This window comes from Neorhizobium alkalisoli (assembly GCF_002968635.1).
In the GTDB taxonomy this organism is placed as follows: domain Bacteria; phylum Pseudomonadota; class Alphaproteobacteria; order Rhizobiales; family Rhizobiaceae; genus Neorhizobium; species Neorhizobium alkalisoli.
In genome coordinates this window covers 69,733-84,284 of sequence record NZ_PVBN01000014.1, presented here as the reverse complement: position 1 = coordinate 84,284, position 14,552 = coordinate 69,733, and the positions used below count along the sequence as shown (strand labels likewise).

Sequence of the window (14,552 nt, the reverse complement as noted above, 5' to 3'; positions counted from 1 at the left end):
ATTTTCCATGCTGCTTTCGGGAACTGCGATGGAACAGGGCGGCGGTTCGGTGACCCCGGTCCTTTCGGTGCGCAATCTTTCGACATCGTTTCGGGTGAACGACGAGTGGCGGACGGTGGTCCGCAACATCTCGTTCGACGTGGCGCCGCGCGAAACGGTGGCGATCGTCGGCGAATCCGGCTCGGGAAAAAGCGTCACGTCGCTTTCGATCATGCGGCTCCTGCCGAAGAATTCGAGCCGGATCGAGGGCCAGGTCTTCCTCAACGGGCGGGAGCTTCTGACCCTGCAGGAAGAACAGATGCGCCAGGTGCGCGGCAATGACATCTCGATGATATTCCAGGAGCCGATGACCTCGCTCAACCCGATCTTCCCGATCGGCAAGCAGATCGCCGAAGCTCTCACCGTCCACAAGGAGATTTCCAAGGCGGAAGCCAAGGCGGAGGTCGTGCGCCTGCTCGAAAAGGTGCGGATTCCGAACGCCAAAAGCCGTTTCGACGAATATCCGCACCAGTTCTCGGGCGGCATGCGCCAGCGCGTGATGATCGCCATGGCGCTCGCCTCCAGGCCGAAGCTTCTGATCGCCGACGAGCCGACGACGGCACTCGACGTGACGATCCAGGGGCAGATCCTCGACCTCATCAAGGTGCTGCAGGAAGAGGAGGGCATGTCCGTTCTCTTCATCACCCACGACATGGGGGTCGTCGCTGAAGTCGCCGACCGCACCATCGTCATGTATCGCGGCGACGCGGTCGAGACGGGGGCAACCGACGACATCTTCCACCGCGGCAATCACCCCTATACCAGGGCACTGCTGTCCGCCGTGCCGCGTCTCGGCTCAATGGGTGAGCGGGCGCTTCCCTTGCGTTTCCCGATCATCGACGTGAAAACCGGCGAACAGCAGCCGCTTGCGGATGTCTCGGACACCGTCGCCAAGGGAAAGACGCCGATTCTCGACGTTAAGGACCTGACCACCCGCTTTGATATCCATTCCGGGCTGTTCGGCCGCAAGAGCGGTGCCGTACACGCGGTCGAGAAGGTTTCCTTCAACCTTTTCGAGGGCGAAACGCTGTCGCTGGTCGGCGAATCGGGCTGCGGCAAGTCGACGACCGGCCGTTCTGTCACGCGCCTCATTACGCCCACCAGCGGTGAAGTGATGCTCGACGGCTACGAGGTGATGAAGCTCGACCAGCCGACACTGCGCAAGATGCGGCGCTCGATCCAGATGGTCTTCCAGGATCCCTTCGCTTCGCTCAACCCGCGCATGAGCATCGGCTCGGCGGTGATGGAGCCTTTCATCGAGCACAATCTCGGAACCAAGAACCAGGCGCGCGACAAGGCGGCGAGCCTGATGGACAAGGTCGGCCTTTCAGCCGACATGATGAAACGTTTTCCGCACGAATTTTCCGGCGGGCAACGCCAGCGCATCGCGATCGCCCGCGCACTCATGCTGGACCCGAAGGTGATCGTGGCGGACGAGGCGGTCTCCGCACTCGACGTGTCGATCAAGGCGCAGGTCTGCAACCTGCTTCTAGACCTGCAGCAGAGCCTGAACCTCGCTTTCCTGTTCATTTCCCACGACATGGCGGTGGTGGAGCGGGTCAGCCACCGCGTCGCGGTCATGTATCTCGGCGAAATCGTCGAGATCGGTCCGCGGGCGGCGGTGTTCGAAAATCCCCAGCATCCCTATACTCGCAAGCTGATGTCGGCCGTGCCGATACCCGATCCGTCGCGCCGCCGGGTCAAGCGGAACATGTCGACGGACGAGATCAAGAGCCCGATCCGCCCCGTCGGCTACGTGCCGCCAAGACGGGAATATCGCGAGGTGAGCGAGGGGCATCTGGTGCAGGTGGGGTGATGTAGCCGTCGCTTGACCGGTCGCGCTGGCCTGATAATCTTCGAATCAGGCTTGTGCGGCCTGCCGCTCGCTCCCTCGTGGAATGGTGAACGCATAATCGAATTCAAGGTCTGATCCGCCCCGGCGATTCATCAGCAATGCGAGCACTGACCTCTTTGCGAGTCGCCCGGGTGAGGATTGACCGATGAAGAGCTTTCTCGAATCGAAAGCCATGGCGAAGGCGTTGCGCCAATCGCTGGCGGAACGAAATATCGAAATTTCCCACGGCGAGTGCCTGGAACTGGTGGCAAAGCAATTCGGGTTTGCCGACTGGAACGTGCTGTCGGCACAGATTGAATCGGCCAAAGCGAAAGTGGAGCCTCTGCCTCTGCCGCCGGGGTGGCTTCACATCGGTTTTGTCGATACCCAGAGGTATAGGAGCGGGCTGGACCCATCCTCACCCGGCACGGCTATGGTCGAGTGTACCGTTGGTCGCGATGTGGAACTGGGCAACGAGCGTTTTGCAGGTCTCGGGCAAAGTATAGACGCTGAGGAATATCGAGGCCGAAAACTCAGACTCACCGCAAACCTGCGTGCCGAGAACGCCAATGTCGGCACAATCTGGCTGCGCGTGGATGGGCAGCCAGGATCGGTTCTTCGTTTTGACAATATGCTCCAGCGGGAAATCGATGGCGCTATCTACGGTACTTCCGGATGGATCGAGCGAATGATTGTTCTGGACGTTCCTGATGAAGCTCAAAGCATACACTACGGCTTCTTCATGAAAGGATATGGTAAAGTCTGGGCGCGGAACTTCCGGCTGAAAATCGCTCCAGACGGTACAGAAACAACGAACATGACTCCGAAAACGCCGGAGCGGCGAATTTTCCTAAAAGAGCCGTCCAATCTCGATTTCATGGGCTTGTCCACCTGATCATGGTTTTGTTTTCGGCCATTTGACAGAAACTCGCAAAACGTGGCAGCAACACGTGGAGGAGATTTTCTGCCATGGCAAAACGGTCTGATACGCAAGGACGGCTCGATGATGCGGCGCGGGCCGGGTGGCTCTATTATGTCGCGGGGCGCACCCAGGACGAGATCGCTGCGGCCATGAGCATTTCCAGGCAATCGGCGCAGCGGCTGGTGTCGCTCGCCGTTGCCGAGCGTCTCATCAAGGTGCGTCTCGATCATCCGATCGCGGCCTGCCTGGAACTCGCTGAAGCACTGCGGAAGAAATACGGCCTGCGCCACGCCGAGGTCGTGCCGAGCGATCCCGCCGGTTCGTCCAGCACCGTCGGCATCGCCGAGGCGGCCGCTGCCGAGATCGAGCGTTGGCTAAAACGTCCGGACCCGATCATCATCGCGATCGGCACGGGCCGTACGCTGAAAGCCGCCGTCGACCAGTTGCCGCCGATGGAATGTCTGCAGCACCGGATCGTTTCGCTCACCGGCAATATCGGCCCGGACGGCTCGGCGGCTTTCTACAACGTCATCTTCTCCATGGCGGATGCCATCAAGGCCAGGCATTTCCCCATGCCGCTGCCGGTCCTCTGTTCGTCGGCCGAAGAGCGCGAAACGCTACATGACCAGGCGCTGGTCCGCTCGACACTTCAGCTCGGCGCCCAGGCGGACGTGACATTCGTCGGCATCGGCGAACTCGGCGTCGACGGACCTCTCTGCGTCGACGGGTTTCTCGGCAGGGAAGAGATGCTGACCTTGGTCAAGAATGGCGCTGCCGGAGAGATCTGCGGCTGGGTCTACGACCGCCAGGGACAGCTGCTCGGCAATTCCATCAACGATCGCGTTGCCAGCGTGCCGATCCCGTCCCGCGAGAAGTCTTCCGTCATCGGAATCGCCCTGGGCAAGAAGAAGCTGGCCGCGATATCCGGCGCCCTGAAGGGCAAAATCATCAACGGCATCATCACGGATGAAGCCACTGCGGAGCAATTGCTCTCCGGCTGAGCAAAATTATCCATTGTTGAATCAATAGCATGTCCTGTCTCCGCTGCAGTGCAGCGACGAAAGGCGATTGACTTTTCGCATCCTCTGGTGAGTAATTGCCCATGAGCAAAGCGAATGCTCGTTACTCATCTTCTGGGAGGAAGATATGACATTGAAGACGGTTTTGCTGGGCGCCTGCTCGGCGCTGGCGTTTGCCGGCATTTTTTCCACCGCGGCCTCGGCCGAAACCCTCACCATCGCAACGGTCAATAACAGCGACATGGTCCGCATGCAGGGCCTGACCTCGGAGTTCACCAAGGCCAATCCGGATATCCAGATCAACTGGGTTACGCTGGAAGAAAACGTGCTGCGCGAGCGCGTCACCACCGACATCGCCACCAAGGGCGGTCAGTACGACATTCTGACGATCGGCAACTACGAAGTTCCGATCTGGGCGAAACAGGGCTGGCTGCTGGAGCTCAACAAGCTCGGCGACAAATACGACGCCAACGACATTCTTCCGGCGATCAAAGGCGGCCTGACGGTCGAAGGCAAGCTCTATGCCGCGCCGTTCTACGGCGAGTCCGCGATGATCATGTATCGCAAGGACCTGTTCGACAAGGCCGGGCTCAAGATGCCGGAAAGCCCGACCTGGGAATTCATTGGCGATGCCGCCCGCAAGATCACCGATCGCGCCAACGACATCAACGGCATCTGCCTGCGCGGCAAGGCCGGCTGGGGCGAGAACATGGCCTTCGTCACGGCGCTCGCCAACTCCTTCGGCGGTCGCTGGTTTGACGAGAAGTGGAACCCGCAGTTCGATCAGCCGGAATGGAAGGGCGCGCTGCAGTTCTACGTCGACCTGATGAAGGATGCAGGTCCATCCGGCGCTTCCTCGAACGGCTTCAACGAAAACCTGACGCTCTTCCAGCAGGGCAAGTGCGGCATGTGGATGGATGCCACTGTGGCAGCATCCATGGTCTCCAACCCGAAAGAATCGACAGTTGCCGACAAGGTCGGTTATGCGATCTTCCCCTCCAAGGAAGGCGTGAACAATCACGGCAACTGGCTGTGGTCCTGGAACCTTGCCGTACCGACTTCCTCCAAGAAGGGCGATGCGGCGCAGAAGTTCATCTCCTGGGCAACCAGCAAGGAATATACCCAGCTCGTCGCCTCCAAGGAAGGCTGGGCGAACGTTCCTCCGGGCACGCGCACCTCGCTCTACAACAACGCGGAATACAAGAAGGCCGCAGCCTTCTCGGCTCCGACGCTCGCGGCCATGGACGCGGCCGACATCACCAAGCCGACCGTCAAGCCGGTGCCCTATACGGGCGGCCAGTTCGTCGCGATCCCTGAATTCCAGGCGATCGGCACGAATGTCGGCCAGCTCTTCTCGGCGGTGATCGCCGGGCAGTCCTCGGTCGATGATGCGCTCGCGCAGGCCCAGTCGGCCACCAAGCGGGAAATGACCCGCGCCGGCTACATCAAGTAACCTCCCGAGCACCGGCCGCCCGGTCTTCTTCTACACCGGGCGGCCAAGTCTCCAATCCATCACTGACATAACAAAAAGCAGCGATGTTCCTGCGCCGGTCTCCTTCCCAAAGAAAAAAGGCGCGGGGCAACTCAGGGAGGGCGTCGATATGGCCACGCAAAACACGAAAACGTTGGCGCGCCTGATGATGGCGCCCTCCGTCTTGCTTCTTCTCGTCTGGATGATCGTTCCTCTGGCGATGACGTTGTGGTTCTCGTTCCAGAACTACAACCTGCTCAATCCCGGCAATGTGAGCTTTGCCGGTTTCTTCAACTACCAGTATTTCTACACCGATCCGGCCTTCTTCCAGTCGATCTGGAATACGCTCGTCATCGTCGGCGGGGTGCTGTTGATCACCGTCGTGGGCGGCATTGCGATCGCGCTGCTGCTCGACCAGCCGATCTTCGGCCAGGGCGTCGTGCGCATTCTGGTGATCTCGCCCTTCTTCGTCATGCCGCCGGTCGCGGCACTGATCTGGAAGAACATGATCATGCATCCGGGCTACGGCGTGCTGGCTGATATCGCCAAGTTCTTCGGCCTCCGCCCCGTCGACTGGTTCGCGCAATATCCGCTTTTCTCGATCGTCATCATCGTCGCCTGGCAGTGGCTGCCGTTCGCGACCCTCATCCTGCTCACCGCCCTGCAGTCGCTCGACGGCGAACAGAAGGAAGCGGCGGAAATGGACGGCGCCAATTTCTTCAACCGCTTCATCTATCTGGTGCTGCCGCATCTGGCCCGGGCGATCACGGTCGTCATCCTGATCCAGACGATCTTCCTGCTCGGCGTCTATGCGGAAATCCTCGTCACCACCAATGGCGGCCCCGGTTATGCCTCCACCAACCTTGCCTTCCTGATCTACCGCACGGCGCTACTCGGCTACGACGTCGGCGGCGCCTCGGCAGGCGGCATCATCGCGGTCGTGCTCGCCAATATCGTCGCCTTCTTCCTGATGCGCGCGGTCGGCAAGAACCTGGACCGATAGGAGACGAATATGGCTCGCAATGTCACGACAAGACACAAGATCACCGCCACGGTCGCGGCCTGGATCGTCGCCCTCATCATCTTCTTCCCGATCCTCTATACGCTGATCACCAGCGTAAAGACGGAGCCGGAAGCGATCGCGGGTTTCAGCCTCATTCCCTCCGGAACGTTCGAGAACTACGTCACGGTGCAGACGCAGCGCGACTATTTCAAGCCGTTCATGAATTCGGTCGTGCTGGCGGTCGGTTCCACCATCCTGGCGCTGATCATCGCCATCCCATCGGCCTGGGCCATGGCGTTCTCGCCGACCAAGCGGACGAAGGACATCCTGATGTGGATGCTTTCCACCAAGATGATGCCGGCGGTGGCGGTGCTGGTGCCGATCTACCTGATGTTCCGCGATTTCGGACTGCTCGACACCCGCATCGGACTGACCGTCATGCTGACGCTGATCAACCTGCCGATCGTCGTCTGGATGCTCTACACCTATTTCCGCGAAATCCCCGGCGAAATCCTGGAAGCAGCGCGCATGGACGGCGCCGGCCTCTGGCAGGAGATCGTCTACGTGCTGACGCCGATGGCGGTTCCCGGCATTGCCTCTACACTGCTCCTGAACATCATTCTCGCCTGGAACGAAGCCTTCTGGACGATCCGGCTGACCACCACCAATGCGGCGCCGCTGACGGCCTTCATCGCCTCGTTCTCCAGTCCGCAAGGGCTGTTCTGGGCGAAGCTTTCGGCCGCTTCGACCATGGCGATCGCGCCGATCCTCATCCTCGGCTGGTTCTCACAGAAACAACTCGTTCGCGGCCTGACCTTTGGCGCGGTTAAGTAAGGAAGAAAGACATGGGCAGCATCACGCTCAAAAATGTGTCGAAGGTCTTCGGCGAGGCGAAGGTCATCCCTTCGATCGATCTCGAAATCAACGACGGCGAATTCGTCGTCTTCGTCGGCCCCTCGGGCTGCGGCAAGTCCACGCTCTTACGGCTGATCGCCGGTCTCGAAGACGTTTCGGGCGGCCAGATCCTGATCGACGGCAAGGATGTTACCCAGTCGGCCCCGGCTGAGCGCGGCCTTGCCATGGTCTTCCAGTCCTACGCGCTCTATCCGCATATGAGTGTGCGGAACAACATCGCCTTTCCGCTGAAGATGGCAAAGCTCGACAAGGCGGTGATCGACAAGAAGGTGACGGACGCCGCCCGGGTGCTCAACCTCACCGACTATCTCGAGCGCCGTCCATCGCAGCTTTCCGGCGGTCAGCGGCAGCGCGTGGCGATCGGCCGAGCGATCGTTCGCGAGCCCTCCGCCTTCCTGTTCGACGAGCCTTTGTCGAACCTCGACGCGGCCCTGCGCGGCACGATGCGGCTCGAGATCAGCGATCTGCATCATCAGCTCAAGACGACGATGGTCTACGTCACCCACGACCAGGTGGAAGCCATGACCATGGCCGACAAGATCGTCGTCCTGAACCGCGGCAATATCGAGCAGGTCGGCTCGCCGCTCGACCTTTACAAGAGCCCGCGCAACCTCTTCGTCGCAGGCTTCATCGGTTCGCCGCATATGAACTTCGTCGACGGCGCCTATGCGCAGTCGAAGAATGCCAAGACCGCCGGCATCCGTCCGGAACACTTGAACCTTTCGAAGGACAGCGGGCTTTGGACCGGCACCGTGAAGGTCGCCGAGCATCTCGGCGCCGATACCTTCCTGCATCTCGATGTCGACGGCATCGGGCAGATCACCGCGCGCTGCGACGGCGAGTTCGGCGCGCATCATGGCGACAAGGTTTTTCTGACGCCGGACGAGGCGAAGCTGCATCGTTTCGACGACAAGGGCATCGCCCTGAGAGCCTGACAGCCAAACCGGAGTAAAAGAAATGACTGTGAAGCTTTCGCTGGCGAGCTTGAAAGACGCCGCGGCCACCGCCGCCGTGCCGGCTTACGATCCGAAAGCCCTGACTGCCGGCATCCTGCATTTCGGGGTGGGCAATTTTCACCGTGCCCACCAGGCGATCTATCTCGACGACCTGTTCAACACCGGCAAGGCGCATGACTGGGCGATCGTCGGCGCGGGCGTCATGCCTTCCGATGCGGCGATGCGCGACAAGCTCGCCGCCCAGGATTTCCTGACGACCGTGGTCGAGCAGGACAACAACAAGACAGCCGCCCGGGTCACCGCGCCGATGATCGATATCATCGCGCCCGGCGAAACCGCGGCGCTCATCGAAAAGCTCTCCGATCCGACGATCCGCATCGTCTCGATGACGATTACCGAAGGCGGCTATTTCATCGATGCCGCCGGTCACTTCAATCCGGCCCATCCGGCGATGGTCGAGGACAGCAAGAACCCGGATAGCCCGAAAACCGTCTTCGGTCTCATTCTTGCCGGCCTCAGGGAGCGGAAGACGAGGGATATTCCCCCCTTCACCATCATGTCCTGCGACAACATTCCCGGAAACGGCGAGGTGACGGAGAACACGGTCATAGGTCTCGCAAAACTAACCGATCCGGATTTCGCCCACTGGATCCACGAGAATGTCGCGTTCCCCAGCTCGATGGTCGACCGCATCACGCCGGCGACGGGTCAACGGGAGATCGACATTCTGAGAAACGACTTCGATATCGACGACAACTGGCCGGTCTTCTGCGAAGAGTTCAAGCAATGGGTGATGGAGGACAATTTCCCCTCCGGCCGCCCGCGGCTGGAAGAGGTCGGCGTGCAGTTCGTGCCTGACGTCGCGCCCTACGAACTGATGAAGATCCGTATCCTCAACGGCGGCCATGCGGCGATCGCCTATCCGGCAGCCCTTCTCGACATCCATTTCGTGCACGAGGCGATGGAACATCCGCTGATCCGCGCCTTCCTCGCCAAGCTGGAAAAGGACGAGATCATCCCCATCGTGCCGCCGGTACCCAATACCGACCTCAACGACTATTACGGCCTGATCGAGCGGCGCTTCCTCAATCCGAAGATCGGCGACACCATTCCGCGCCTGGCGCAGGACGGTTCCAACCGTCAGCCGAAATTCATCCTGCCGTCCACCCGCGACCGGCTTGCGCAGGGCAAGGACATTATCGGCCTCTCGCTGGTCTCGGCGCTCTGGTGCCGCTATTTCGCCGGTACGTCGGACAGCGGCAGGGAAATCGTCTTCAACGACGCCAGCGCCGACCGCCTGCATGAGGCCGCACTGAAAGCTAGGGATAACCCGGACGCCTTTCTTGTGTTCGACGAGATCTTCGGCGAGGTTTCGAAATCCGAGCTGTTCCGGAAGCGCTTCGCGCATGCGCTTTCGACGCTCTGGACGGAGGGGACGGCCAGAACGCTCGAACTTTACCTTCGGGACGAACTTGTCAAATAACGGGTGGGAAAAGTGCTTCAAACGGCGGGACCACTGGTGATCTTCGATTGCGACGGGGTTCTCGTCGACAGCGAACCCGTTTCGGTCCGCGTGCTGGTGGATGCGCTGCGCCGCAAGGGGCTGAATATGGAGGAGGCGGAAGCCTACCGCCGCTTCCTCGGCCGCAGCCTCGCCACCATCACCAAGACCATGCGCGAGGAATTCGCCATCGAGGCGGACGAGAGCTTTCTCGAAGACATGCGCCACGACCTCTACACCCGCTTCCGCAAGGAGTTGCAGCCTATGGCCGGCATTGCCGATGCTCTCGACGGCCTCGACCTGCGCCGTTGCGTCGCCTCGTCCAGCCAACCGGAGCGCATCCGTCTGTCCCTGACCCTGACGGGCCTTATCGACAAGCTGGAACCGAACATCTTCTCCGCCGCCATGGTGGCCAGGGGCAAGCCGGCTCCGGACCTCTTCCTGCATGCGGCGAGCCAGATGGGGGCGGACCCGGAGAATTGCATCGTCATCGAGGACAGCCCCGCCGGCATCGAGGCGGGCCACCGTGCCGGGATGGCGGTCTTTGCCTTCGTCGGCGGTTCGCATGCCTCGGTTCCCGGCTACCGGGAAAGGATCGACGAACTTTCCCCGGAAGTCGTGTTTGACGCGATGCCGGATTTGATCCACCTTGTCCGAAAATATGTCGAGGGCCGCAACGGCTCCGTTTCGCAGCAGGCCTAGGCTTTGCGGCATATGGGACAGGCACAGGGACAGGAAACAAATCCGGATGCGTGATCACCTCGTTGCGGTCGATATCGGCACGGGTAGCGCCCGTGCCGGCGTCTTTGACCGCAGCGGGCGTCTGATCGCCAAGGCGAAGCATCCGATCTTGATGTTCCGGCCGAAGGAAAAACACGCCGAACACGATTCCGAAGATATCTGGGCCGCCACCTGCCGCGCCGTGAAGGAAGCCCTGGCCGAAGCCGGCATAACGGCGGACCGCATCGTGGCGATCGGCTTCGACGCCACCTGCTCGCTCGTCGCCCGTGATCGCGACGGCAATCAGCTCAGCGTCTCCACCACCGGCAGCGATGCACAGGACACCATCGTCTGGCTCGATCACCGGGCAATCCGGGAAGCCGATCTGCTCTCGGCCACCGGCCACAAGGTGCTGGAATTTTCCGGCGGCTCGCTGTCGCCCGAGATGGAAATGCCGAAGCTGATGTGGCTGAAGAAACATCTGCCCGAAAGCTGGGCGAGGGCGGGTTACTTCTTCGACCTTGCCGACTTTCTCACCTGGAAGGCGACCGGTTCGGCCCACCGCTCCCGCTCCACGCTGACGGCCAAGTGGAATTACCTCGCCCATGAAAATCCCGGCTGGAGTGCGGACTTCTGGGCACTCGCGGGGCTGGAGGACCTCAAGGAAAAGGGCGGCCTGCCGGACGAAACATTCGCGGCCGGAGCCACGATGGGCAGCCTTAGCGCGAAGGCGGCGGAAGAGCTCGGCCTCGATACCGGCGTCCAGGTGGCGCCCGGCATGATCGATGCCTACGCGGGCGCTTTCGGCGTGCTCGGCGGCGCGTCGGGCAGTCCGAAGCTCGAGACAAGCGTGGCGCTGATCGGCGGCACGTCGAGCTGCATCGTCGCCTTCTCGCGCCACGCAAAGCCCGGCCGAAGCCTCTGGGGCCCTTACTACGAAGCGATCCTGCCGGACTACTGGCTGGTCGAGGGCGGGCAGTCGGCAGCCGGCGCGCTACTCGACCATGTGGTGCGCATGCACGCGGCCGGAGGCGAGCCGACGGCCGACCTGCACGGACGCATCATCGCCCGCATCGGGGAACTGCGCGGGACGGAGGGGCCTGATCTGGCTCCCGACCTGCATGTCCTGCCGGACTTCCACGGCAACCGCTCGCCGCTTGCCGATCCGCATGCGACCGGTGTCATCAGCGGGCTCACCCTCGACACCTCCTTTGACGGGCTTTGCAGGCTCTACTGGCGCGCTTCGGTCGCGATCGCGCTCGGCATCCGCCATATCCTCGAAGCACTCGCCGGTTACGGTTACCGTTTCGAGACGCTGCATGTCACCGGCGGCCATGTGAACAACCCGCTGCTGGTCGAGCTTTATGCCGACGTCACCGCTTGCCGGGTTGTGATCCCCGAAAACCGCGACGCCGTGCTGCTCGGCACGGCCATGACCGCGGCGGTGGCCGGCGGCCTGTTCGCCAGCCTTAGCGAAGCAGGACAGGCGATGGACAGCGGCGGCACCGAACGGCTGCCGGATCCCGCCCGCGCCGCCCAGTACGACCGGGATTACCGGCGGTTCCTGGCGATGGTCCGGCATCGGGAGGAGCTGCGGGAACTAAGCTGAATGACCAGGGGCCGGAATCCGGCTACCGCCGCTTTTCCAGGAGAGCCACAATGTCCATGTGGCCTTGCTGTTTGGCGAAGTCCAGCGCGGTCATGCCGTTGATCGCGGTAATCTTCGGGTCGGCGCCTTTGTCGAGCAGCAGTTTCACTCCATCGAGCCAGCCGAGATGGGAGGCAATCTGCAGGCCCGTATTGCGGCTTTTCGAGGTCTGTACATCAGCCTTGGCGCCGCCATTCAAAAGTAGTTCGGTCATGGCGAGCATGCGATTGTTGACCGCATGGAGGAGCGGAGGGAAGCCGTCGCTATCTGGAATTTCGGCGTTTGCGCCGGCCTTCAGAAGAGCCTTCACGGTCCCAGGCTTTTCGTAGGCGACGGCAAGCATCAGCGGGGTCGCGCCCAGTTGATCTTGCACGTTGACATCCAGCCCGTGCTTCAAAAGGTATGGGATGTTCACGGCGCGGTCGGCCTGTGCCGCGATATGCAGCAGTGATCGGTTCCGCTTCGGCTCCCTGAATTGCAGGTTGCCGCCATGGGCGACAAGCAGGTCGATCAGCGCCGGGCTCCTCATTTCAACCGCGAACTGCATGGCGGATTGGCCTCTTTCATCCAGCGCGTTCGGGTCGGCGCCCTTTTCCAGAAGCAGCTTTGCCATCTCGTATTCGCTGCCCCTGTAAGGCGGAATGCCGGTGTCTGGAGCAGGCGTCATCAAGGCGGGGTCCAGCACCAGCGTCATGCCGTTGCCATAGACGATGAGGGCGAAGAGCGGGGAATAGCCGAACCGGTTCGGAATGGAGATGTCGGCGCCGGCATCGATCAGCAATTGCGCCGAGCGCAACGCCCCTTCTTCATCGGTGCTGCTGATGACTGCTTTCATGAAGGGTGTCTCGCCGTCGTGATTCCGGGCATTCAGGTCCGGTTTCTGTTCCAGCAGGATCTTCACGCAGGCATCGCCGGAATTCTGCGCCGCCCAGTGCAGAACTGTTTTTCCGTCGTCGTCGGCAGCATTCGGATCTTCGCCGGCTGCGATCGCGGCGCGAAGCGCCTGCGGATCGCATTCCGCAGCAGCTTCGAAAATATCCGCCGAAGCTGCCGGCGCCCATGCCAAAGAGGCTACGAGAAAAAAGCCCGCCGCCGTAGCGGGAGAGACGACACTCCAAATCCATCTCGTCATGAAAATCTGCTCTTTCGGCCAATAAAATCGAATTCTTTGAAACTGCACGCGAGGAAGATTCGCGCGAGACCCAGAGACTTTGCGCTTCCCGCCCTATCTACCTATGGCGAAATTAGGAGCCTTCGGTGGCGCGGCAAGATTGCCGCGCGACGGATTTTCGCGGCTGAAGTTCGTTCTGCGGCAAAGATCATTTTGTTCTAGCCAGCGCTTCGCCCACCGCGTCTCGCATAAGGCAGCGCAAACATATAGAGCCCGCTGAGCAGGAGCAGAAATAGCGGAGGCAGTGGCGCGTAGACGACCCAGGCGGGAGGTTCGCCCATTGCCATGGCGGCGAAGTTGGCGATCACGGTCAGCGTGAAGATGATCGACAGCCAGCGGTGCAGCTGCCGGATAGACTTGTTCCAGGCCATGTTCTTTTCTTTCGAAATCGATCCTGTTGACGATTGCCGCTCGTCCACCGAACGGTCGGATGCCGTTTTCCTGACCGGTGGATTTCAGGCCTCCGCGGCCAGAATCGCGTCGAGCTTCTCCAGGAAACCCTGCCAGCCGTGGCGGGCGCCGTGGAATGCCTGGTTCTGCTCCGGCCGGAAGCCCGTCTGCTCCATGCGCAGATGAGTGCCCTTGCTCGTCGGGGTGAGGGTCAGGGTCACCACGCTTTTCAGATTGTAGGCCGCATCCTCATGGGGGTAGTTCCAAGTGTAGGAGAGCCTTTCGTGCGGCTCGACGATCAGGACTTCACAGTCCAGCACGCCGCCCCATTCTCCGCGAAGATTGAAACGATGACCGACGACCGGCTGAAAGTCGCTCTTCATCAGCCATTCCTGGATCAAATGCGGCTGGGTGAGTGCGCGCCAGATCTTTTCCGGCGGGTGGGGGATCTCCCGCTCGACCACGACGGTGCGGGTCCCAGTCGATACTTCGTTCATTGGTCCATCCTTTTAAGCAGGTCTTCGAGGGCATCGAACTTCTTTTCCCAGAAGCTGGTCATCTCGTTGGCCCAGTCGACCAGGGGAGCGAGCGCTCCGAATTCTGCGCTGTAGTGGGTCTGGCGCCCCTGGTGGCGGTCGCGCACCAGTCCGGCCCGCTTCAGGGCCGCAAGATGCTTCGAAACGACCGGCTGCGAAACTCCGGCCTTTGCCGTCAGGGCCGCCACCGTCTTTTCGCCTTCCCGGCACAGGCGTTCGAAGATCGCCCGCCGGGTGGGATCGGCAAGCGTTCTGAAGATTTCGTCATGAGCGTTCGTCACGTCATTCATACCTCGTCGGCTATGAATTGGCGTATAGCTGGTGAGCTATGAATGAGTCAAGCGAGGAAAGGCAAAATCGACATCGCATGACTGCGCTGATTTTCTCTTTCTCCTCAGTGGGAGAAGAGAGGTGTTCATGCTTGCTA

At 61.2% G+C, this 14,552-nt stretch carries 14 protein-coding genes; 10 read left to right on the top strand and 4 right to left on the bottom strand.

Features of this window, described 5'->3' with window-relative positions:
• The first annotated feature begins 7 nt into the window (after window positions 1-7).
• From C5L13_RS24710 to C5L13_RS24665, 10 genes are all read left to right on the top strand, one after another.
• Window positions 8-1,855, top strand: coding sequence for an ABC transporter ATP-binding protein (locus C5L13_RS24710; protein ID WP_105385926.1), 1,848 nt, complete (start codon window positions 8-10; stop codon window positions 1,853-1,855).
• Between the two features lie 184 nt (window positions 1,856-2,039).
• Window positions 2,040-2,768, top strand: coding sequence for a glyoxalase superfamily protein (locus tag C5L13_RS24705; RefSeq protein ID WP_105385925.1), 729 nt, complete (start codon window positions 2,040-2,042; stop codon window positions 2,766-2,768).
• A 74-nt stretch (window positions 2,769-2,842) separates the two neighbouring features.
• Complete coding sequence (locus C5L13_RS24700) at window positions 2,843-3,796, top strand: sugar-binding transcriptional regulator (protein ID WP_105385924.1); 954 nt, start codon at window positions 2,843-2,845, stop codon at window positions 3,794-3,796.
• Between the two features lie 145 nt (window positions 3,797-3,941).
• The gene (locus tag C5L13_RS24695) at window positions 3,942-5,267 is read left to right on the top strand and encodes an ABC transporter substrate-binding protein (protein WP_105385923.1); all 1,326 of its coding nucleotides are present in this window, start codon (window positions 3,942-3,944) and stop codon (window positions 5,265-5,267) included.
• A gap of 148 nt (window positions 5,268-5,415) precedes the next feature.
• Window positions 5,416-6,288, top strand: coding sequence for a carbohydrate ABC transporter permease (locus tag C5L13_RS24690; RefSeq protein WP_105385922.1), 873 nt, complete (start codon window positions 5,416-5,418; stop codon window positions 6,286-6,288).
• 9 nt (window positions 6,289-6,297) lie between these two features.
• Window positions 6,298-7,122, top strand: coding sequence for a carbohydrate ABC transporter permease (locus C5L13_RS24685; RefSeq protein WP_105385921.1), 825 nt, complete (start codon window positions 6,298-6,300; stop codon window positions 7,120-7,122).
• A gap of 11 nt (window positions 7,123-7,133) precedes the next feature.
• On the top strand, window positions 7,134-8,138 hold the full coding sequence (locus tag C5L13_RS24680; RefSeq protein WP_105385920.1) for an ABC transporter ATP-binding protein: 1,005 nt from the start codon (window positions 7,134-7,136) through the stop codon (window positions 8,136-8,138).
• 22 nt (window positions 8,139-8,160) lie between these two features.
• A complete protein-coding gene (locus C5L13_RS24675) occupies window positions 8,161-9,642 on the top strand; it encodes a mannitol dehydrogenase family protein (protein ID WP_105385919.1) in 1,482 nt (493 codons plus the stop codon).
• Window positions 9,643-9,654: 12 nt separating this feature from the next.
• Window positions 9,655-10,362 (top strand): HAD family hydrolase, encoded by a 708-nt coding sequence (locus tag C5L13_RS24670; protein ID WP_170117320.1) that lies wholly within the window; start codon window positions 9,655-9,657, stop codon window positions 10,360-10,362.
• A 46-nt stretch (window positions 10,363-10,408) separates the two neighbouring features.
• Window positions 10,409-11,989, top strand: a complete 1,581-nt coding sequence (locus C5L13_RS24665) for an FGGY-family carbohydrate kinase (protein WP_105385917.1) — start codon at window positions 10,409-10,411, stop codon at window positions 11,987-11,989.
• Between the two features lie 22 nt (window positions 11,990-12,011).
• On the opposite strand, the gene C5L13_RS24660 is transcribed toward C5L13_RS24665, so the two are convergent.
• The 4 genes from C5L13_RS24660 to C5L13_RS24645 all read right to left on the bottom strand — a co-directional run bounded on the left by C5L13_RS24660 (window position 12,012) and on the right by C5L13_RS24645 (window position 14,415).
• Window positions 12,012-13,160: an ankyrin repeat domain-containing protein gene (locus C5L13_RS24660; protein ID WP_105385916.1), complete on the bottom strand. Its 1,149-nt coding sequence runs from the start codon at window positions 13,158-13,160 to the stop codon at window positions 12,012-12,014.
• A 197-nt stretch (window positions 13,161-13,357) separates the two neighbouring features.
• Window positions 13,358-13,570, bottom strand: a complete 213-nt coding sequence (locus C5L13_RS24655; protein ID WP_105386003.1) for a hypothetical protein — start codon at window positions 13,568-13,570, stop codon at window positions 13,358-13,360.
• 84 nt (window positions 13,571-13,654) lie between these two features.
• Window positions 13,655-14,086, bottom strand: coding sequence for an SRPBCC family protein (locus tag C5L13_RS24650; RefSeq protein ID WP_105385915.1), 432 nt, complete (start codon window positions 14,084-14,086; stop codon window positions 13,655-13,657).
• Window positions 14,083-14,415: an ArsR/SmtB family transcription factor gene (locus C5L13_RS24645; protein WP_407070467.1), complete on the bottom strand. Its 333-nt coding sequence runs from the start codon at window positions 14,413-14,415 to the stop codon at window positions 14,083-14,085. Before C5L13_RS24645 ends, C5L13_RS24650 begins: the two co-directional genes overlap by 4 nt.
• Between the last annotated feature and the right edge of the window lie 137 nt (window positions 14,416-14,552).

Coding starts and splice junctions, on each gene's coding strand:
- C5L13_RS24710 (WP_105385926.1), top strand. CDS start 8: ATGCTGCTTTCGGGAACTGCGATGGAACAGGGCGGCGGTTCGGTGACC.
- C5L13_RS24705 (WP_105385925.1), top strand. CDS start 2,040: ATGAAGAGCTTTCTCGAATCGAAAGCCATGGCGAAGGCGTTGCGCCAA.
- C5L13_RS24700 (WP_105385924.1), top strand. CDS start 2,843: ATGGCAAAACGGTCTGATACGCAAGGACGGCTCGATGATGCGGCGCGG.
- C5L13_RS24695 (WP_105385923.1), top strand. CDS start 3,942: ATGACATTGAAGACGGTTTTGCTGGGCGCCTGCTCGGCGCTGGCGTTT.
- C5L13_RS24690 (WP_105385922.1), top strand. CDS start 5,416: ATGGCCACGCAAAACACGAAAACGTTGGCGCGCCTGATGATGGCGCCC.
- C5L13_RS24685 (WP_105385921.1), top strand. CDS start 6,298: ATGGCTCGCAATGTCACGACAAGACACAAGATCACCGCCACGGTCGCG.
- C5L13_RS24680 (WP_105385920.1), top strand. CDS start 7,134: ATGGGCAGCATCACGCTCAAAAATGTGTCGAAGGTCTTCGGCGAGGCG.
- C5L13_RS24675 (WP_105385919.1), top strand. CDS start 8,161: ATGACTGTGAAGCTTTCGCTGGCGAGCTTGAAAGACGCCGCGGCCACC.
- C5L13_RS24665 (WP_105385917.1), top strand. CDS start 10,409: ATGCGTGATCACCTCGTTGCGGTCGATATCGGCACGGGTAGCGCCCGT.
- C5L13_RS24660 (WP_105385916.1), bottom strand. CDS start 13,160: ATGACGAGATGGATTTGGAGTGTCGTCTCTCCCGCTACGGCGGCGGGC.
- C5L13_RS24655 (WP_105386003.1), bottom strand. CDS start 13,570: ATGGCCTGGAACAAGTCTATCCGGCAGCTGCACCGCTGGCTGTCGATC.
- C5L13_RS24650 (WP_105385915.1), bottom strand. CDS start 14,086: ATGAACGAAGTATCGACTGGGACCCGCACCGTCGTGGTCGAGCGGGAG.
- C5L13_RS24645 (WP_407070467.1), bottom strand. CDS start 14,415: ATGAATGACGTGACGAACGCTCATGACGAAATCTTCAGAACGCTTGCC.